This window comes from Haemophilus sp. HMSC71H05, from assembly GCF_001838635.1.
In the GTDB taxonomy this organism is placed as follows: Bacteria; Pseudomonadota; Gammaproteobacteria; order Enterobacterales; family Pasteurellaceae; genus Haemophilus_D; species Haemophilus_D parainfluenzae_R.
The window spans coordinates 99,195-119,539 of sequence record NZ_KV838023.1; the positions used below are offsets into that span (position 1 = coordinate 99,195).

21 protein-coding genes are annotated in these 20,345 nt (G+C 38.6%); 15 read left to right on the forward strand and 6 right to left on the reverse strand.

Annotated elements, in window-relative coordinates:
- Positions 1 to 2 precede the first annotated feature (2 nt).
- Entirely contained in the window at positions 3 to 1,115 is a 1,113-nt protein-coding gene (gene hypD / locus HMPREF3279_RS01130; RefSeq protein ID WP_070867800.1) for a hydrogenase formation protein HypD, read from the forward strand.
- Between the two features lie 4 nt (positions 1,116 to 1,119).
- Positions 1,120 to 2,133 (forward strand): hydrogenase expression/formation protein HypE, encoded by a 1,014-nt coding sequence (hypE, locus tag HMPREF3279_RS01135; protein ID WP_070867801.1) that lies wholly within the window; start codon positions 1,120 to 1,122, stop codon positions 2,131 to 2,133.
- A 67-nt stretch (positions 2,134 to 2,200) separates the two neighbouring features.
- On the opposite strand, the gene HMPREF3279_RS01140 is transcribed toward hypE, so the two are convergent.
- Together HMPREF3279_RS01140 and HMPREF3279_RS01145 are read right to left on the reverse strand one after the other, a co-directional pair.
- A complete protein-coding gene (locus HMPREF3279_RS01140; protein WP_049357433.1) occupies positions 2,201 to 2,524 on the reverse strand; it encodes an HI1450 family dsDNA-mimic protein in 324 nt (107 codons plus the stop codon).
- Between the two features lie 96 nt (positions 2,525 to 2,620).
- Positions 2,621 to 3,481, reverse strand: a complete 861-nt coding sequence (locus HMPREF3279_RS01145) for an ABC transporter six-transmembrane domain-containing protein (RefSeq protein ID WP_070867802.1) — start codon at positions 3,479 to 3,481, stop codon at positions 2,621 to 2,623.
- 136 nt (positions 3,482 to 3,617) lie between these two features.
- Here HMPREF3279_RS01145 and HMPREF3279_RS01150 point away from each other — a divergent pair, with 136 nt between their 5' ends.
- Complete coding sequence (locus HMPREF3279_RS01150; protein WP_070867803.1) at positions 3,618 to 4,049, forward strand: MarR family winged helix-turn-helix transcriptional regulator; 432 nt, start codon at positions 3,618 to 3,620, stop codon at positions 4,047 to 4,049.
- A 56-nt stretch (positions 4,050 to 4,105) separates the two neighbouring features.
- Here HMPREF3279_RS01150 and ppc read toward each other — a convergent pair whose 3' ends face one another.
- Positions 4,106 to 6,745, reverse strand: coding sequence for a phosphoenolpyruvate carboxylase (gene ppc / locus HMPREF3279_RS01155; protein ID WP_070867804.1), 2,640 nt, complete (start codon positions 6,743 to 6,745; stop codon positions 4,106 to 4,108).
- 173 nt (positions 6,746 to 6,918) lie between these two features.
- Positions 6,919 to 7,929 (reverse strand): HTH-type transcriptional repressor PurR, encoded by a 1,011-nt coding sequence (gene purR / locus HMPREF3279_RS01160; protein ID WP_070867805.1) that lies wholly within the window; start codon positions 7,927 to 7,929, stop codon positions 6,919 to 6,921.
- 404 nt (positions 7,930 to 8,333) lie between these two features.
- Here purR and HMPREF3279_RS01165 point away from each other — a divergent pair, with 404 nt between their 5' ends.
- The 12 genes from HMPREF3279_RS01165 (at position 8,334) to HMPREF3279_RS01220 (ending at position 19,200) form a co-directional block, all read left to right on the forward strand.
- Positions 8,334 to 9,104: a glycosyltransferase family 25 protein gene (locus HMPREF3279_RS01165; protein WP_070867806.1), complete on the forward strand. Its 771-nt coding sequence runs from the start codon at positions 8,334 to 8,336 to the stop codon at positions 9,102 to 9,104.
- Positions 9,105 to 9,111: 7 nt separating this feature from the next.
- Positions 9,112 to 10,311 (forward strand): hypothetical protein, encoded by a 1,200-nt coding sequence (locus HMPREF3279_RS01170; protein ID WP_049373291.1) that lies wholly within the window; start codon positions 9,112 to 9,114, stop codon positions 10,309 to 10,311.
- Entirely contained in the window at positions 10,304 to 11,185 is an 882-nt protein-coding gene (locus HMPREF3279_RS01175) for a glycosyltransferase family 2 protein (protein ID WP_049385159.1), read from the forward strand. The genes HMPREF3279_RS01170 and HMPREF3279_RS01175 overlap by 8 nt, the downstream gene beginning before the upstream one ends.
- 22 nt (positions 11,186 to 11,207) lie before the next feature.
- Positions 11,208 to 12,011 (forward strand): glycosyltransferase family 2 protein, encoded by an 804-nt coding sequence (locus HMPREF3279_RS01180; protein WP_070867807.1) that lies wholly within the window; start codon positions 11,208 to 11,210, stop codon positions 12,009 to 12,011.
- A gap of 33 nt (positions 12,012 to 12,044) precedes the next feature.
- Complete coding sequence (locus tag HMPREF3279_RS01185; protein ID WP_070867808.1) at positions 12,045 to 13,163, forward strand: lytic murein transglycosylase; 1,119 nt, start codon at positions 12,045 to 12,047, stop codon at positions 13,161 to 13,163.
- Between the two features lie 79 nt (positions 13,164 to 13,242).
- A complete protein-coding gene (locus tag HMPREF3279_RS01190; RefSeq protein WP_070867809.1) occupies positions 13,243 to 14,382 on the forward strand; it encodes a cytochrome-c peroxidase in 1,140 nt (379 codons plus the stop codon).
- A gap of 98 nt (positions 14,383 to 14,480) precedes the next feature.
- On the forward strand, positions 14,481 to 15,596 hold the full coding sequence (locus HMPREF3279_RS01195) for an ABC transporter substrate-binding protein (protein WP_049369299.1): 1,116 nt from the start codon (positions 14,481 to 14,483) through the stop codon (positions 15,594 to 15,596).
- Positions 15,597 to 15,611: 15 nt separating this feature from the next.
- Positions 15,612 to 16,661, forward strand: a complete 1,050-nt coding sequence (locus HMPREF3279_RS01200; protein ID WP_070867810.1) for a FecCD family ABC transporter permease — start codon at positions 15,612 to 15,614, stop codon at positions 16,659 to 16,661.
- Positions 16,661 to 17,434 (forward strand): ABC transporter ATP-binding protein, encoded by a 774-nt coding sequence (locus tag HMPREF3279_RS01205; protein WP_070867811.1) that lies wholly within the window; start codon positions 16,661 to 16,663, stop codon positions 17,432 to 17,434. Before HMPREF3279_RS01200 ends, HMPREF3279_RS01205 begins: the two co-directional genes overlap by 1 nt.
- A gap of 13 nt (positions 17,435 to 17,447) precedes the next feature.
- A complete protein-coding gene (locus HMPREF3279_RS01210) occupies positions 17,448 to 17,882 on the forward strand; it encodes a pseudoazurin (protein WP_049373308.1) in 435 nt (144 codons plus the stop codon).
- A gap of 70 nt (positions 17,883 to 17,952) precedes the next feature.
- Positions 17,953 to 18,783, forward strand: a complete 831-nt coding sequence (locus HMPREF3279_RS01215) for an ATP-grasp domain-containing protein (RefSeq protein WP_070867829.1) — start codon at positions 17,953 to 17,955, stop codon at positions 18,781 to 18,783.
- 66 nt (positions 18,784 to 18,849) lie between these two features.
- Positions 18,850 to 19,200: a stage III sporulation protein AF gene (locus HMPREF3279_RS01220; RefSeq protein WP_070867812.1), complete on the forward strand. Its 351-nt coding sequence runs from the start codon at positions 18,850 to 18,852 to the stop codon at positions 19,198 to 19,200.
- A 97-nt stretch (positions 19,201 to 19,297) separates the two neighbouring features.
- Here HMPREF3279_RS01220 and HMPREF3279_RS01225 read toward each other — a convergent pair whose 3' ends face one another.
- Positions 19,298 to 19,921, reverse strand: coding sequence for a lipoprotein HlpB (locus HMPREF3279_RS01225; protein ID WP_070590741.1), 624 nt, complete (start codon positions 19,919 to 19,921; stop codon positions 19,298 to 19,300).
- A 100-nt stretch (positions 19,922 to 20,021) separates the two neighbouring features.
- Positions 20,022 to 20,345, reverse strand: coding sequence for a c-type cytochrome (locus HMPREF3279_RS01230; RefSeq protein WP_070867813.1), 324 nt, complete (start codon positions 20,343 to 20,345; stop codon positions 20,022 to 20,024).

Genomic DNA, 20,345 nt, shown 5'->3' on the forward strand with positions numbered 1-20,345 from the left:
AAATGCAGTTTGTTGATGAATTTCGTGATCCTGAACTGGCTAAAAGTCTGTTGCAGCGGTTACAAAAAATAATGGAAAACCAATCGCACTTTACGCCAGAAAATCCGTTATATCTGATGGAGGTCTGTGGCGGACATACTCATACCATTTTTAAATTTGGGCTGGATCGCTTATTACCAAAAAGTATTGAATTTATTCACGGTCCAGGCTGCCCGGTGTGTGTATTACCGATGGGGCGAATTGATGTATGTATTGAGATTGCTCGTCGCCCAGAAGTAATTTTCTGCACTTTCGGTGATGCTATGCGAGTGCGTGGACGTTTAGGTTCATTATTAGAAGCTAAAGCGCAAGGGGCGGATGTTCGAATCGTTTATTCACCGCTCGATGCATTGAATATTGCATCAAATAATCCTGATAAAAAAGTCGTATTCTTTTCACTTGGTTTTGAAACAACCATGCCAAGTGCCGCAATTACCTTGCAACAAGCGAAAAAACAGCAGGTAAAAAACTTTTTTGTGGTATGTCAAAATATCACTATCATCCCAACATTACACAGCTTATTGTCACAAGGACAAGTCAAAATTGACGGCTTTCTTGCACCAGGTCATGTAAGCATGGTGATTGGTTCTGAACCTTATCAGGAATTGTGTGATACCTACCATAAGCCTTTTGTAATCACTGGTTTTGAGCCTTTAGATATCCTACAAGCAATTTTAATGTTGGTGACACAGATTGTTGAAAAACGCTGTGAAGTGGAAAATCAGTATAAACGTATCGTACACCAACATGGCAATGAGTTAGCACAACAGGCAATCAGTGAAGTGTTCCGCTTGAAAGCCAGCAGTGAATGGCGTGGATTAGGCGAAATTGCAGAATCTGGCGTAGAACTGACCGATGATTATCAATGCTTTGATGCAGAAGCGCATTTTGCTTGCCAGCCACATCAAGTTGCCGATGATCCGGATTCTCGTTGTGGAGATGTATTAATCGGCAAATGTAAGCCTGCTGATTGCCCATTATTTGCTAAAAAATGTAATCCTGACAATGCCTATGGTGCATTGATGGTATCTTCCGAAGGAGCATGTGCGGCCTATTATCAATATAGACGGGAATAAAACAATGACTGATTTTATTACAATGGCACACGGAAATGGTGGTGCCACAATGCAAGAGTTGATCCGCGATTATTTTGTCGAGGCATTTGATAACCCGATACTTTCACAAGGCGAAGATCAGGCTCGTATTGCTTTACAAGAATTAAATGCTTTAGGTGGAACATTGTCGTTTTCTACCGATAGTTTTGTGATTGATCCAATTTTTTTTCCAGGTGGCGACATTGGTAAACTCGCTGTATGTGGCACAGCTAACGATGTTGCCGTATGCGGTGCCGTACCAAAATATTTGTCTTGTGGATTTATTTTAGAAGAAGGCTTGCCGCTGGAAACCTTAAAAAAATTGATCCAATCTATGGCAAAAGCCTGTCAGTCAGCCGGTATTCAAGTGGTAACAGGTGATACCAAAGTAGTACAAAAAGGCGCGATAGATAAAGTATTTATCAATACAGCAGGTATTGGTGTGATTCCAAACGGACTCGACTGGGGTGTGCATCGCATTCAGCCAGGTGATCAGATTATTGTGAGTGGTACTTTAGGTGATCATGGTGCAACCATTTTGAATTTACGCGAAAATCTTGGTATTCAAACTGACTTACGCAGTGATTGCGCCGTGCTTGCACCGCTCATTGATTGCATTCGTTCGATTGATGGGGTGAAAGCTGTACGCGATGCGACCCGTGGTGGTGTGAATGCGGTACTTCACGAATTTGCACAGGCACAGAAAGTGGGGATTCAAATTGATGAAACGGTATTACCAATTCGTCAGGAAGTACGTGGTATTTGCGAATTACTCGGTTTAGATGCGTTAAATTTTGCTAATGAAGGTAAATTAGTGATTGTGGCGGATAAAGAAAAAACAGCTGAAATTCTGACTGCACTTCGTAGCCATCCATTAGGTGAAAACGCAGCCGTAATTGGTGAGGTGACCACTGATGGCAAAGTACGTGCAGTTGGTCTTTTCGGTCAAAGTCGTTTATTAGACTTACCACGCAACGAACCTTTACCACGCATTTGTTAAGCAAAAACCGGTTTAATGTTAAATTAAACCGGTTTTAGTTTGTAAATTGATATGTGTGAGAAGAGTGCTATTTTTTCCAAATAACGTGGAATTCACGATCTTCTTCTCGGTGTGAAATTAAGAATTTCGCAAACACATCATCCATTTCATCTTTCTCATTCACTAACCCTACCCAGACTTCAGCAAAAGCGTCAGGATCGATTAATACCCCAATTTCTTGTTCCCAATCGTCTGCTGTTTCGACAAACTCGACCGCACCACGATCTTCAAATTGCAGATTGAATAGCATAATATCTGCTGGATCGAGATTTTCGCCTGCCATCTCTAAGAAAATATCATAAGCAAGATCAATCGCTGCATCTGGATCGAGTTTTTGAATATCAGTTGTCATTGGGTTTTCCTTCATCAAGTCAATTGTGCGTATGATACCGCAAGAAACAGAAAACAAAAAGTGCGGTCAAATTCATCTATATTTTGCTTATAGTAGTTAAACCTCAACTCGTTTTCCTATATCTTTCAAATTAGAAAATTGCTCGAGTAATCGAGGTGCATCATCAAGACTAATCGCAAATGTCCAAAGATAAGTAATTACTGCATAAATATGCCCAGCTTGCACACCTTTAGTTGTGGCTAAATTAACTACAGTGACACCAAATAAAATAGCTGATGCAATGCCAATCCATAAATAACCTGTTGCTTCACGATTAGATAAACGGATACGTAAATAGGCGAGCCAGTCATAATGTTTATTTAAGTAATAATTGCTTTTTTGTTCAATTACGTTGACTTCTTTTTCTAACCGATCGTTAAGCTTTAAATAAAGCAAATCATTTGTTTTTGAGTATTTAGGTAATAAAAGACCAAAAAATACCAATATTAGACAAGCCGTTATGCCTGACCAAAATTCTAGCCACAATAACATTATAGCCGCACCAACGATGGAAAAACTCGACATAATTAATGTTGGTAGATGTTGTTCAAAAAAGTCCACAAATTGACGTGATAATGCTACACGAGCAGTAATTGCTGAGATGTTTAATCCTTTTTCTCGTTGATTAATGATAACCGGCACAGCAAGCTTTGCGTAAATACGAGCAAAGCTACGAGTATCTAGAGCACGGCGAGCTGCACCAATTCCCCAAATGATAAGCACTAAAAGGGAATAGCTAAGTGAAAGCAACACATCACCATTCATTATTGCATTAACAGCAAAGCCCCCAAAAACGGGATAAGTAATAAAGAGAATGTTCTCTAATGTGACCAAGCTGAAAGTAAAGAAAAGACGTTTTTTGTTGTTTTTGGCGATTGATTTAATATTTTCTATCGCATTTGAAGTCATTTTAGTCATAAAAATATAGTCCAATAATTTACTAAATTACATGAATTATAGTCTTAAAATTTACTAAAATAAAGTAAATTTTAAGACTATATTTTTATGCTTGAAATGATAGAATAAGACAAACAGAGAAAGTGGAGGGATAGAAATGAACAATTTTGAGTTGCTTGGTAAGCACATTTCAGAAATTGATGAGGTGCTGGAAACATGGATTGAGCAGAAATTTTCACTTAATTACAACCATTTTGCTGTGCTTTATTGTTTAGCTAGTGCTGAAAATGGGCAATGCACGCAAAAGCAAATTTGTGATGAATGGTATATGCCAAAACAAACCGTGTTTAATATTTGCAAAGAATTTCGAGAAAAAGGCTGGATTGAATTTTATCCGAGTTCAACAGATAAACGTGAAAGGATTATGCAATTAACAAATGCAGGTAAATTGCAAGCAGAACCGGTTTATAGCGCGACGACAGAAATGTTTGAGAACGCATTTAATATATTTGGAAAGCAGAAATCTTCTCAACTTTTTGCATTAATGTCTGAATTTTCCCAAATCTGTCGAGATGTAATGAATAAATAAAAAGTGCGGTAAAATTCATCGTTGTTTTTGACCGCACTTATTTTTAGTTGCCGTAACTAGCCCGTATTTCGCATACCTGCGGCAATACCTGTGATGGTAATCATCAGGGCTTGTTCTACATCAGGGCTTGGGTTTTCAGGCGATTCACGGAAACGACGGAGTAGTTCCACTTGAAGTAGATTGAGCGGATCCGTATAAACATTACGTAATGCAATAGAATCCGCGATCCACGGTAAGTCCGCCATTAATTCATCTTTGTGAGAAAGCGAAAGCACAGTTTTAATATCTGCATTGAGTTGATTACGCAGATTTTCACCTAAGTACCAAAGCTCTTTTTTCACCAAGTTATGATCATATTGCTCAGAAAGCCAAGTATCGGTTTTACTGAACACCATTTCTAACATGCCCACGCGAGTAGAGAAGAATGGCCAAGCTTTACACATTTCTTCAATAATATGACCTTTGCCTTCATCTACAATTTTTTGAATTGCCGCCCCCGCACCAAGCCATGCTGGTAGCATTAAGCGGTTTTGCATCCAAGCAAAAATCCATGGAATGGCGCGTAAGCTTTCCACGCCACCATTTGGATTACGTTTTGCAGGGCGAGAGCCAAGTGGTAGTTTAGACAGTTCTTGTTCCGGTGTAGCACTGCGGAAATAAGGCACGAAGTCTTTATCCCCACGAACAACACTACGGTAAATGTCACATGAAGTAGCGGAAAGCTCATCCATGACGGTACGCCATTCAGCTTTAGGTTCAGGCGGTGGGAGTAAGTTTGCTTCTAAAATCGCACTCGCGTAAAGATCAAAGGTTTCAACCGCCACTTCGGGTAAACCAAGTTTAAAGCGGATCATTTCCCCTTGTTCAGTCACACGTAAACCATTTTTAAGTGAGCGCGGTGGCTGAGAAAGTAATGCCGCATGTGCAGGTGCACCACCTCGACCGATTGTACCACCACGACCATGGAATAAAGTGAGCTCAATACCTAGTTCTTCGGTTAAGTTGACTAATGCTTCTTGAGCACGATATTGTGCCCATGAAGCTGCCATCATTCCCGCATCTTTAGCTGAGTCAGAATAACCAATCATCACCATTTGATGATTGTTAATCACGCCACGATACCAACCAATATTAAACAATTGACGCATGACCCTTTCAGAAGCATCTAAGTCATCTAAGGTTTCAAAGAGTGGCACGACAGGGATATGATAAGGCACGCCTGCTTCTTTTAATAATAAATGCACAGCAAGTACATCAGAGGCACTCCTCGCCATTGAAATAATATAGCAAGCAATCACGCCTTGTTTTTGTTGAGCAATGACTTTGCAAGTATCTAAAATTTCTTGGGTTTCAGCAGAGGGTTCCCAATGGGTTGGAATTAATGGGCGACGAGAATTCAATTCACGCACCAAGAAAGATTGTTTCTCAGCTTCGCTCCATTGTGCATAATCGCCGATGCCAAGATAACGGGTAATTTCAGCAATGGCATCGGTATGGCGGGTACTTTCTTGACGGATATCCATTTGTGAAAGGGTAACCCCAAAACAGCGAATGCGGTGCAAAATATCCAGTAAGGAACCATTAGCGATAATTCGCATACCGCATGCCATCAACGATTGATAGCAGTCATAGAGCGGTTCCCAAAGTTGATTATCTTCCATGATGATATCTGCTTGGCTTACGCGTGGCGGGCGATTTGCCAGGCAATCATCAAAGTAATCAAGAGTCGAAATAAGTTTTGCACGAAGCGCTTTGACTACAAAACGATAAGGCTCTAAATGCTCACCATATTTTGCGGTAAATTCTGGTGTGCATTTCACCATGGATAATTCATCGGCAAGGGATTTAATGTCATTTAAGAATAAATCTGCCGCTTTCCAACGAGCAAAATAGAGTACTTGTTGCGTAATTTTTGAAGTAACAAATGGATTGCCATCACGGTCACCGCCCATCCAAGAAGAAATTCTGACAGGACGTAAGCCTACTGGTAAATCGTACCCCAAAAATTCGCGAGCGTGTTCATTTAATTGACGTAAGAATTCCGGCACCCCTTGCCATAGGCTGTTTTCAATCATGGCGTAGCCCCATTTTGCTTCATCGAATGGCGTAGGGCGAACGGTACGGATTTCATTGGTATGCCATGCTTCAGCAATTAAACGAAGTAGCAAGCGTTCAATAATGCCTCGTTCTTTAGGCGTTAAATCATCATGCTCTAATTTGCTTAAGCATTTATTGATCTCAACGTGTTTGTGGATTAACGAACGTCGTGTGGTTTCGGTTGGGTGTGCGGTTAATACTAGCTCAATGAGCAAGTTTTCAACGGTCTTGTAAACTTCCTCTTTTGAAACATTTAATGCTTTTAAGCGTTGAAATAAAGCGCTTAATGAACGATTAGAAGATTGCAAATCTTTATGTTGGCGAGAAACGGTTTGATATTGTTCAGCGATATTCGTTAAATTAAGAAAATGGCTGAATGCTCGTGCAACAGGAATAATATTTTCATTTGAAATGGTGGAAAGGGTATCCAACAATGTTTTACGTGCTTGGCTATCGCCAGCTCGAGATTGTTTTGACAATTGGCGAACATTTTCAATTAAAGTGAGAATGTCTTCGCCTTGTGCATCATTAATGGTTTCTCCAAGAAAACGCCCTAACATATTAATATTATGGCGGAGAGTGCGATACTCATCAGTCATATGAACTCCGATAAAGAAAAAAATAAAACTAGGGGAGATATAACCAAAAATATGTATCGGGATCAAATGCTATGCGTCAAAAACTTGCATTAAATCAAAAAAGGCTAAAATAAGTAAAAAAATGACCGCACTTTTTTAGATAAAATTCAAAGTGCGGTCGAAAAGTTTAATGTTTATTTAAGGTTGCGAACTGATTTTCGAATGACGAGTTCAGGATGGATCGCAATGCGGTGTTTTTCGTGATTGTCGTTATCTTTATTGGCAATACGCTCAAATAAAAGATTAACCGCTTGTGCACCTAAACGAGACTTCGATTGGTGAATCGTTGTGAGTGGTGGTGCATAGAAACGCGATGAGTGAATATTATCATAGCCGATAATCGAGATATCATCAGGCACACGTAAGCCTTTTTCCGTAATCGCAGAAATTGCACCTAATGCCATCACATCATTACAACAGAATACGGCAGTAGGTAGGCTGTCTTGTGTAAGAATTTTATTCATACACTCGTAACCGTCCTCAGGTTCGAAGAAACCTTCCATAATCCAATTTTCATGGATTGGTAGATTGGCTTCATTCATGGCTTTTACAAAGCCCTCGTAACGGGTTCTTGCCGTCGTTTTATCTAATTCACCCGCAATAAGACCGATCTCTTTATGACCACAATCAATTAAATGCTTAGTAGCAAGGTAACCGCCCGTAAAGCTGTTATCTTCAATGATATCGGTATCTGTATTTGGACCCCAATCCATTACCACCATCGGCACAGACGAGAAACTAGAAAGCACATCAAGTGAATGTTGTGTGTATTCAGAACACATGACCAATAAACCATCTACGCGTTTTTTGGCAAGCATTTCGACGTGGTTTTTAATTTTTTCAGGATCATTTTGTGTATTACACAAAAAAAGTGAATAGCCTTGACGATAACAGTGATCTTCAACGGCATGAATGATTTCAGCAAAATAAGGGGATTCACTGGTGGTAACAATCATCCCTATGGATTTTGTCGTGTTGACTTTCAAACTCCGAGCAACAGCACTTGGTGAGTATTTCAAGCTTTTAATGGCTTGCATCACCGCCTCTTCGGTTTCTTTTGCTACAAAACGGGTTTTATTAATTACGTGTGAAACAGTGGTGGTGGAAACACCAGCCATTTTTGCGACATCTTTAATTGTTGCCATAATTTTGCCTCTAGAGAATTTCTCCTATTATAAAGACTGTCACCAAATAGGTTAAGTAAATTATAAAAAATTTTTGAAAAAACGTGCTTTATTGTTAGAATGGGTTATCTTTAACTAAACAAGTGGGAAATTAAAATGAGTGATTTTGGTTACGCAATGTTAGCTGTAGTGCTTTCTTTAAGTGTTGTAGTCGGTTTAGCGACTGCAATTTTCTAATTGAAAGAAATAACATATTAATCCATTTAAAATAGACCGCGCTTTAAGCATTTAAAGTGCGGTTATTTTTTTGAGGCTTTTTAAAGTTGTGCTAAAAGCCATGCCATTGGACTATTTCTTTAGTATAATTTGCAACTATTCCCGTTTGTTGTAATCAAAATACTGCAAAAACCAAATTTGAGATAATTATGAATAAATATTTGATTTCACTAGATAAAGATGTTCAACGTCGTGAGCTGTTTTTTGCTCAACCGGATACAGCAGATTTCGTTGTATTTTCAGCGATTAATACCATGCAAAAAGAGTGGGATGAATTGGCAGAAGTATTCAATCCAACGAAGTTTGAACAGCATTATGGACGCAACGTCACAAAAGGCGAAATTGGTTGTACATTAAGTCATTTAGCGGTTTATCGTCAGATTGTAGAAGATCAAAATGTGACGGAAAATGACTATGCGTTAGTCTGTGAAGATGATGCGTTATTCAATTCAAATTTATCGCCAAAAACGATCGCACTTTTAACCGAAAAATGTGATGCGGATATTGTATTAATCGGGCAGTCAAAAATTGCGGAATTTGATGATGTGGAATTAGAAATTAATTATCCAACCACTTTTTCATTTTTACGCCAAACTATTGGTGATGTCACCGTGGCTTATCCATATAAAAGTTATTTTGCAGGTACGGTGGCATACTTAATCAAAAAATCAGTGGCACGTGCATTTTTGAAACAACTCGAACAAGAAAAACCGTTTTGGCTTGCTGATGATTTCTTATTATTTGAAACTCAATTCCAGATTAATAACAATGTGGTTCGTCCACTTATGGCCATTGAAAATCCACAATTAGTGAGTAATTTGGAAGCGATTCGTGGTTCAAAATCTAATAATTTAGTGAAGAAATTAATTAAATATCCACTCAAAAAAATCTTAGCAGTGAAAAAGAATTTAGGAAAATAACGTAAAAATGACCGCACTTTTTAATCTTTTTTATCTTTACGATCCTTGGCTGTTTCATGTCGTACGAATGTCATTCGTCGCTGGTTTAGCGGCATTGGCTGTATTGGCTTATCAGTATCTTAAAAAGCAGAAACCACAAGGTATTACCGTGCCAGTGGATAGTTTAGCCGTTATCATTGGGCTGATTGCATTTAGTGTGATTCCGCTTTTAGTTAACGGTACGCGAGATTTTTCTGTCATCACCATGTATGTGAAAGAGCTGATTTTATTTATCTTCGGCGTGGGACTTTATAATGCCTTCTATGCCAATGTAAATGGTCAACTGAAGGTGGTGCGTGATTTACAATTTGGTGTGGTGGTGCAGTTTGTTGTGGGCGTGATTGGCTTACTCGGTGCATCATTTATGATTGATTTCTTGCTTTCAACCAATGCGGTGTTGCCCGCACGTTTTTATGGTTCAGAACAGGAATATCGACTATATAACATCACTGCAACGGCCTTTTTCCAATTGAGTTTATTCTATTTGATGCTGTTGCATTTCTTACTGGCTTACAACGCTAAACATAATACGCTTCCAAGTATTTTAGTGTTTTTTATGCTATGTATTGGCTTGATTTCAGGACGTACATTCCTTCTGTTATCGGTTGTGAGCATTTTAGTGTATTTCAAATGGCGTTATGTGCCATCACTCATTGCATTTGCTGTTTTGGTATTATTACTGGCCTATTTCTTACCTGAAAATCCTTATGTAGCACATGCTTTAGAGCCCGTGATTAATTTATTACATGGTGCAGGATTTGTCAGTTCGTCAACGGATACATTGATGAAAAACCATCTCTTTATGCCAACACTTAAGCAGTTCATTTATGGCGATGGTATGTATATGACAGGTGAGTTAGAAGTTGGTCGTTATTATGGACATACAGACTCTGGTTTCTTACGCCAAATTCTTTATGGTGGTGTGTCTTATGCTTTAGTGTGTTTTGCCGTGACATTCTATTTTGTACGCAAAGTCGCCTTAAACTGGTTTGATGGTAGCTGGAAATTTATCCTTTCTGCCTTTGTGATTTTAGCGTTCTGTAATATCAAAGCGGACACCTTTGCTTTCCCAGGTATTATGTTTGTCATGCTGATGTTCTTATCGCTTTTTGGCACTCACGGTAAACAACTTATTTTATTTAAACAAAAGGAGCCGAAAGATGTTTAGTATCATCGTGCCTTCTTATAATCGGAAAGAAGAAATTCCTGCCTTATTGGAAAGTTTAACCAAGCAAACCACCTATAATTTTGATGTGGTGATTGTGGATGATTGCTCGAAAGAACCCGTTGAAGTGACACAATCGTATCCATTTGCAGTTAAAGTTATTCGTAACGAAACCAATCAAGGCGCGGCAGAAAGCCGTAATATCGGGGCAAGAAATGCCGATAATGAATGGTTGTTATTTCTTGATGACGATGATCGTTTTGCAAATGATAAATGTCAGAAATTAGCCGATGTAATTGCTGAGCATACTGATGTTAACTTTGTTTACCATCCAGCTAAATGTGAAATGGTGAATGAAGGTTTTAGCTATGTGACTAACCCCATTGAGCCACAAGAGATTAGCGTAGAGCGAATTTTACTGGCGAATAAAATTGGTGGGATGCCAATGATTGGGGTGAAAAAAGATCTGTTTTTAAAAATCGGCGGATTATCAACCGCACTTCGTTCATTGGAAGATTATGATTTCTTGCTGAAGCTTGTACAAGATCCAACGTTTAAAGCGTACAAAGTGGCAGAACCATTAACTTATTGTACCTTCCATACCAAGCGTTCTAGCGTATCAACGGATACCACTAATACGCAAAAAGCGATTGATTATATCCGTGAACATTATGTGAAAACGGCAGAGCAAGAAAAGAATTTTGCCATCAACGCAGAATATATGTTGGCTTACCCACATATTATGAATTTATCCCGTAAAGCCGCTTTTTACTATTTTGAGATTTTTAAATTAACGAAAAGTATTAAGCAGCTAGTGATTGCCTTCGTGGTTCTAATTTCACCTAAATTGGCAATTAATTTGAAACGGTTTATGTAGATAACTTATTAGATAGAGAAGTATGAAATTTTCAGTTTTAATGTCCTTATATATTAAGGAAAACCCACAATATTTAAGAGAATGTTTTGAAAGTTTAGTGGCTCAAACGCATCCAGCCGATGAGATTGTGTTGGTGTTTGATGGTGCTGTTACACCTGAATTGGAAGCGGTGGTTTCTGAATTTGAAACCAAATTACCCTTAAACTTAGTGAAATTGCCAAAAAATTTAGGTTTAGGTAAAGCACTTAATGAAGGATTGAAACATTGTTCACACGATTGGGTCTTCCGTATGGATACCGATGATATTTGTGTGCCAGAACGTTTTGCGAAACAAGTGGCGTTTATTGAGCAGCACCCGGATACGATTATTTTCGGTGGGCAGATTGCTGAGTTTGGCGAAAATATTCAAGACATCGTGGCATATCGTAACGTGCCGACTGAAGCACAAGATATCGTTAAATTTATCCAAAAACGTTGTCCGTTCAATCACATGACGGTGGCATATCAAAAAAGTGCGGTTATTAATTGTGGTGGATATGAGGATTTACAGGAAGATTATTACCTGTGGATTAAGCTCGTGGCGCAAGGTCAAAAAGTGGCAAACTTGCCAGATATTTTAGTTTATGCCCGCGTGGGTAATGGCATGGTAGGGCGTCGTCGTGGTTTAAACCAAGCGAAAGCAGAATGGCGTTTATTTAAATTGAAACATCGCTTAGGTATTCAAGGCTTATTTTCAGGCCTATTCACCTTTGCCTTGCGTTCAGGTTCTCGCTTATTACCAACCTCATTATTGAAAGCTGTTTATAACAAATTTTTACGCAAATAATGCGATATTTTGATCATAAAACAAGGAAAAGAAATGAATTTAATCTCAACGTTAAAAATGACGGCATTATCGACCGCACTTTTATTGGCGGGTTGTTCAAGTAATACGACAACAACGACAACGTCATCCACCAAAAGTATTCCGTCAGTAAGTAGTAATGCTGTTTATAGCAAACCAAGAACTTTAGATAACTTTAATGATTATGTACAGTTCTTAAAAGGCAAAGCGGCTGCTGAAGGGGTATCGTTGTCAGTATTGAATGCACAAAATAATATTCAATATATGCAAAAGGCTGTAGATTTGGACCGTGCTCAAGCGGGTAGAAGTCAGCGTAATGCGGATCAACCACAGTTACCGAATCCAAACGGTACAACCAATTATCTGAATAAAGTATTAACCCAAAACAAAGTCGATATTGCCGAAGAGCGTTATTGGGAAGTCCAAGCGCCATTACAACAAGCAAGCCAACGCTATGGTGTTCAACAAGAATATATCCTTGCTTTATGGGGTATGGAAAGTAGCTTTGGCTATTATCAAGGTAGCTATGATGTGCTTTCAGCTTTAGCCACCTTAGCTTTTGATGGCAGACGTGAAGCCTTATTTAGCAAAGAATTTGTGAATGCGATGAAGATGTTAGAACGTGATCATATTCAACGCAACAGAATGTTAGGCTCTTGGGCGGGCGCAATGGGACAAACCCAATTTATGCCAAGCGCATTCTTAAATTATGCCGCAGATGGTAATAATGATGGCGTGAAGGATATTTGGACAAACCAATTTGATGTGTTTGCTTCAATTGCAAATTATCTCCATACAGTGGGTTGGGATAACAAATTGCCTTGGGGCGTTGAAGTCACATTAAATCAACCATTAGATTTATCGCTTTCAGGTATTGAGAAGAACAAAGCTCGTTCACTCAGCGACTGGCAGTCTAAAGGCGTCACTTTAGCGAGCTTTAGCCAACAAGAACAAGATAAACTTGCTGCGCTTTCTCAAGCTGATCTTTGGCTCGTTCGCCCTGATAAAGAAGTTGGTCGCGCATTCTTGGTTTCCAATAACTACCGCACGATTTTAGATTGGAACAAATCAAATTACTTCGGCGTGAGCATCGGTATGTTTGCTGATCGCATTAAGATGGCCACCGGCTTGTAGAAAATTATTTTCCTTTTATAATCCAACAAAGCTTTGTTGGATTATTTTTTATCTATAATTTGAATATTTGGAGAACACGATGCAAAAAAAATGGCTTTCTATTTTATTGTTTGCACCTTTGATGCAGAGTAGCTATGCATTGGCTGATCAAGTTACGAAAAAAGAATTGGATTATAAAGCACTCGGTGAAGTGTTGTTTTTTGATAAATCGATTTCTTTTAATAAAACACAAAGCTGTTCAACTTGTCACAACCCGGATACAGCCTTTGTGGATCAACGTAAGAACTCTGCAAATCAAATGGTTTCAGAAGGGGATAATCCTCATCTTCATGGTAATCGCAATGCTAATACTGCGCTTTATGCGATGTTCTCACCGGATTTTCATTTTGATAAAAAAATTCAAGATTATGTAGGCGGACAGTTCTGGGATGGTCGTGCGAAAGATTTAGCCGAGCAAGCAGGTGGACCACCAGTAAATCCAGTAGAAATGGGCATGCCAGATAAGAAAGCCATTGTTGAGAGATTAAAAGCAGATCCGACCTATTACAAACCAATTACGGATCTTTATGGCGAAGGCATTTGGGCGGATACCGACAAGATTTATGCCATCATGGAAAAAGCCATTGGCGAGTTCGAAAAACAGGAATTATTTGCGCCATTCTCTTCAAAATATGATCGTGCTTTAAAAGGTGAAGCAGAATTGACCGCACTTGAGGCAGAAGGTAAGGCATTATTTTTCGATAAAACACGCACAAATTGTAGTAACTGCCATCAATCAAGTGAAGCGAATTCAGCAAAAGAAACCTTTACGAATTACCGCTATTTCAACATCGGTGTGCCAAGTAACCAAGAATTAATTAAGAACAACAAATTAGCTGCCGATTTTGTGGATAATGGGCTATTGGATAATCCGATGGTGAAAGGCGATAAAAAGCAAAAAGGCAAATTTAAAGTGCCAACTTTGCGTAACATCAGTGTCACTGCACCTTATATGCATAACGGCGTTTTCCGTGATTTAAAAACTGTTTTGTTATTTAAAGACAGTTTTAATAATCCTAATCGTAAAATCAATCCTGAAACAGGAAAAGCGTGGGAGAAAGCCGAATATGCTCAAACCATCAATCCTGATGTTTTAAAAGCAAAACCGTTTACAGATGAAGAGATTAACGCATTAGAAGCATTCTTAAAAACATTAACTGACGAAGCTTACGAAGAATAATTAATCGCCTGAGTTGAATTTAGCAATCGTTTTCGGTATTATTCGCATCGATAATTATTATCATTTACTTTCTTAATTTTACTCAGGAGATTTTTCTTATGAAAAAACGTTTTTCAACTTTAGCGATTGCTACTATTCTTGGTTTAAGTGCAGGTTTTGCCAATGCTGACCCCGTGAAAGTAAAAGATATACTTGATCGTGAAGTCACTGTTGATTTACCGGCAAAACGCGTGGTACTTGGTTTCTATTATCAAGATTATATGGCAGTTGGTGGTGACAAAGCGTTAGATAACGTTGTCGGTTTTTCTAAGAAAGTATGGTCTTCTTGGGCACCAGCAAGCTGGGAGTTATTCAGCAAAGCGGTGCCAAAATTGAATCAATTAGATGATGTGGGTGAAGTGGAAGAAGGCACATTCTCTGTGGAAAAAGTGCTTTCATTAAAACCTGATCTTTTAGTCTTAGCTGATTGGCAGTACGAAATGTTAGGTTCTGATTTAGATGCCATTAATGAAGCGGGCATTCCAATTGTGGTATTAGATTACAATGCTCAAACCTTAGATAAGCACATTAAATCTACTGAAATTATTGGCGAATTAACAGGTCAGAAAGATCGCGCAGCAAAAATTGCGAAAGAATACAAAGACATTGTTGAACATATCCAGACTACGGTTAAAAATGCAAAATTAGCAAAACAACCAAAAGTGTATGTAGAGTTTGGTCGTGGTGGCCCAGCTGAACAAGGTATGACTTTCTTCTCTAGCATGTGGGGCTCTATGATTAGCCTTGTTGGTGCAGAAAACGTGGCGCCTGCAGAAATTGGCAAATGGGGTACGTTGGCTGCAGAGAAAGTGTTAGCCGCGAAACCGGATGCAATTATTATTACAGGCCGTGAAACTGAATTGAAGAAAAATCAAGACGGTATGGTAATGGGCTTTGGTATTGAAAAAGCAGAAGCAGAACGTCGTTTAAACGCATTCAAACATCGTGCGGGTTGGGCTGAATTACCGGCAGTGAAAAACAACCGTGTTTACGCAGCCTATCATGCGAACTCTCGTACGTTATCTGACAGTGCTTCAGTTCAGTTTGTGGCTAAAGCCGCTTATCCTGATCTATTTAAAGATTTAGATCCGCAACAAACTTACTTAAACTTCTATAAAAACTACTTACCGGTTACCCCGGAAGGTACGATTTATCTTTTCCCTGAAACTAAATAAGGGAAACGTTAATTAATGAAAAACAATTCTGTTGTAGCAGATATTGTGGCTAACCAGCGTAAGCTTGAACGCAAACGCTGGTTTGTTATTTTATCTTTTCTTGCTATTGGCGTGGTCAGTCTTATCCTTGATGTGATGACAGGCCCTGCAATGCTATCGGTATCGGAAGTTGTGAATGCGTTATTCGGTATCGGTGAAGTCGATAAAATGACAGACAATATTGTGTATAATTTACGTTTACCCATGGCATTGATGGCGCTTGTAGTGGGGGCAACATTGGCTGTTGGCGGGGCAGAGATCCAAACCTTATTAAATAACCCGATGGCGAGTCCTTATACTTTAGGATTGGCTGCTGCGGCTGGTTTTGGTGCTTCTATTGTGATTGCTTTCGGAAGTTTTGGTTTACCGGTACAAGTTGCCGTGCCAATTGGCGCGTTTGTCATGACTATGCTTGCCTCGGGGATTCTTTTCTTGTTTGCGTCTAAACGTCGTTTTAGCTCCGAAATGCTCGTGTTGGTGGGGATTGCATTACTCTTTATTTTCCAATCTTTGCTTTCATTAGTACAATTTATTTCAGCGCCGGAAGTCTCGCAACAAATCCTGTTCTGGCTATTTGGTAGTTTAAATAAAGCGACGTGGCAAAGCTTAATCATCATTATTGTCGTCACCACAATTTGTGTCGCATTACTTTCAAAAGAGCTTTGGAAATTGACCGCACTTCGTTTAGGCGAAGATCGTGCAGCGAGTCTTGGTATCAATTTACAAGTATTACGTATCAAGGTATTAGTTCTTGTCGCAATGATGACGGCGACAGCAATTAGTTTCGTGGGCGTGATTGGCTTTATCGGCTTAGTTGCGCCACATGTTGCTCGAATGTTGCTTGGTGAAGATCAACGTTTCTTCTTACCAGGCGCAATGTTAGTCGGTGCAGCATTCTTATCCCTTTCTTCTGTATTGTCTAAAGTTATTATCCCTGGCGCATTGTTCCCAGTGGGGATTGTTACCTCGTTTATTGGGGTGCCTTTCTTCTTTTGGATTATTTTAAATAACAAGAGGGGACAATAATGTTAGAATTAAAGAATCTTACGGTAAAACGAGGTGATCTCACCGTTGCGGATCACATTAATGTCCGTTTTGAAGAAGGTAAAGTTTACACGGTGCTTGGGCCAAACGGCACAGGGAAATCCTCCATACTGAAAACTATTTTTGGTGAATTGCCACATGAAGGAATGATTACCTATCAAGGTAAACAGCTAGAACGGACGAAGTTAGCAGATTGGCGTAAACCAATTGGCTATATGCCTCAAGATAGCCGAGTAGGCGCAAGCTTGACCGCACTTGAAGTCGTCCTTTTAGGACGAATGGATAGTCTAACGATGCGAGTCAGCGATGAGCTTCTCACTGAAGCGGCAAGTATTATGACACAATTAGGTATTGGTCATTTAGCTCATCGTGATATTCTGAATCTCAGTGGTGGACAGCGTCAAATGGTGATGTTTGCTCAGGTTTTATTACGTGAGCCACAGATTTTAATGTTGGATGAGCCAGTGAGTGCGTTAGATATGCATCATCAGCTTAATCTCTTAGAAGAAGTTTACACCTATACGAAACAGAAAAATCTGATTACTATAATGGTATTACATGATTTAAGTCTTGCTGCTCAATTTTCAGATGAGTTGATTTTACTCGGCGAAGGTAAAGTGCAAGGTGTAGGCGATGCGCATCATGTTTTACAAGTGGAAACCATTGATCGTTTATATCGTGTAAACGTTGAATTATTACAATGTAGTGCAGGTTTGCCGGTGGTTCGTCCACAGCGTAAATCAGCACATTCTTAAGAAGGAAATGAAAATGAAAAAAATCGCACTTGCAGCATTATTAGGATTAAGTTTTGCTGCTCAAGCCGCACATTATGACATCAAAATGTTGAATTCAAACAGTGAAGGCTCAATGGTTTTTGAACCGGGTTATTTAAAAGTTCAACCGGGTGATACCGTGACATTTCGTGCAGAAAATAAAAGCCACTTTGTACACAGCAAAGCGATTCCTGAAGGTGCACAAAAATTCCAATCTGAAGAAGATCAGGAACTCACGATCACTTTAGATAAAGAGGGGGTTTATGTTTATACCTGTCCTGTACATCGTTCAATGAATATGAATGGTGTGATTCAAGTGGGTGATAATCTACCTAACAAAGAACAAGCTGAGAAAGTGGTGAAAGATCTTGAGAAGAAATCAATGACGAACAAAGGTCGTCTTGAAAAATATTTTGCTCAAGTAAAATAGTCGCTGAAATCGATGCGCCAGTTTGATGATTGGCGCATCTTCTTTATGTTTAAATCCATTATCATTTACTATGCTTACAATCACGACTTGCAAAACGTATCCTTCAGTTCCTCAAAATCTTATTCCTGTTCAAACACAACTTTCTAATCAGGGTATCCCTACTCAATTTTTGCCTTGGCAAGAAACATTACAGAGTCAGTTTATTCTGCCTTTAGCGGCGTGGGATTATGCAAATTTCTATGATGAATTTACTCAATGGATTAAACTGCATAAGAATGCGCTCATTAATCCCGCAGAATTAATGCTATGGAATAGCCATAAAGGCTATTTATGTGATTTACAGAATTGGGGTATCAATGTCGTTCCCACTATTATTTGCTCAACAAAAACATCTGAAATTTTGACCGCACTTGAACGCCAAGATTGGCCTGAATTTGTTATTAAACCTGCTGTAGGGCAGAGTGGTAATTTGGTGACAAAACTAAAACAAGGTGATGTATTACCCAATCTTTCTGCATATGGTGAGCAAGTTGTGTTGCAGCCGTTTATTCCCGAGGCCGCAATAAATGGTGAAACCAGTTTGATCTTTTTCAACGGTGTATTTAGTCATGCTATTCGCCGACAGCCACCTCAAAATGAATGGCGAGCGAATTCACAATATAAAGTTGAAATTATCCCTGTTGAGGTTGATCGTCATATTATTGAAACCGCTCGTCATGTTTTACATAAATTGCCAGAAATGCCTGTCTATGCACGAGTAGATGGAACGATTATTAACAATCAATTTCTATTGAATGAATTAGAATTGATTGAGCCTGCGTTATATTTAGATCGTTGGGAAGGAGCAACAGAGCGATTTGTGGATGTGTTAAAAACAAGAATAACAAAACAAAAACTCTAATATTTAGTTATGTGATAAAGAGTTGCAAAGCAAAAGGATAAATAACTTAAAGTAGAGAAAATAAAAATGATACTAGAAGCTAAAAAAACAGATTTTGAATACAAGAATGGCGATATATATTTTGGATTCGGATTATTTATCAATTTACATCTAAATAAAATTTATGTGCTTATCAGACGTCCATCAGATTTAACTCCAGTGTTAGAGGAGCTATCTAAATTTAATGTGATAAATTCTAGTGATATTTTAGATTGGGAGAAAAAAATTGAAAGTAATGGGCTATGTATAACTATCCAACCAACAGAATTGTATGGGTTTGACTGGGATCTTTACCATGATGGAAATGAAAAAGAGAATAAGACCTTTGAAGAAATATATATAACTATTGAAAGTAAATATAATAAACCAGGTAAATAGCTACAGTTTATTATTTAAAGTGCTAAGATATTGCAAATTTACCTCATAAAAAAACCTTACTTTTTACAGTAAGGTTTTTTTCATCTTAACCGATTAATTATTTTGCAGCTGGAGCGGCTGGAGCAGCTGGTGCTGCAGGTGCAAATTTTTGTGCTAAATCAGCACCGTCTTTTTGTAATTTAGCTACTGCAGCTTGTAGTTTTTCAACTTTAGCTTGATAAGCTTTAGTTTGTTCTTCAGTTGGTGCTTTAGTTGCTAAGTTTAATTGATCAACTAATAATTCACTTGATAATGCAAGTACTTCTTTATTTTGATCTTTAATGCTTTTCACTGAAGGTGCTGTAATATCTAATTTATCTAAGCTTGCAATTGTATCTTCAACAGTTTTGTTGAACGTTTTGATTGCTTCTTCAATTTTCTTCTCATCTTTTGCTTGAACCGCAGCAGTTAAATCAGATTGAAGTTTTTGTTGTGCAGCCATTTGAGCTTGCGCTTGGCTTGCATTCCATTCAAGTAATTTGTTGTAGTCAGCTTGTTCTTGAGCTGGTGTAGCTTCAGCAGGTTTAGCCGCTTCAGCTGGTTTTGCTGCTTCTTGTTTAGCTTCTGGCGCAGGCTGAGTAGTTTCAGGTTTCGCTGGAGCTGGTTTATCTGCTGGTTTATCACAAGCAGTTAAGAATAATGCAAATAATGCAGTTGCGCTGATTTTAGTGAATTTGTTCATAAAAAATCCTTTATTGATATAATAAAAATTTCTTAGCTTGTAAAACTAAGCCCCTTCTAAGACCGTATATTTTAGAATTAGTTTAAAAAAAATTCAAAAACTATTTTAGTGTTTGAATATATTCACTTAAATCATGAATATCTTGCTCACTTAAACGTTGTTTTGCAGGGCTTCCTGCACTAGGAATATTTCCTGCTTTTCGTTCTGAAAGTGCGGTTGAAATTTCTTCTGGTTTTAGTTGATTAATAATTTTTGACTCACCCATTGCTGGTTTTTCGCCTTGTTTCCCATGACAAGTTGCACAAGAGCGTTTATATACCTTTTCCGCTTTCACTAAGTCAGCTTCGGCAGAAAGGGCAGGAGGGGCAAATAAAAAGCCTAAAACGGGTAAAAGTGTAGAGAGTAAGTAAATTCGTTTTTTCAT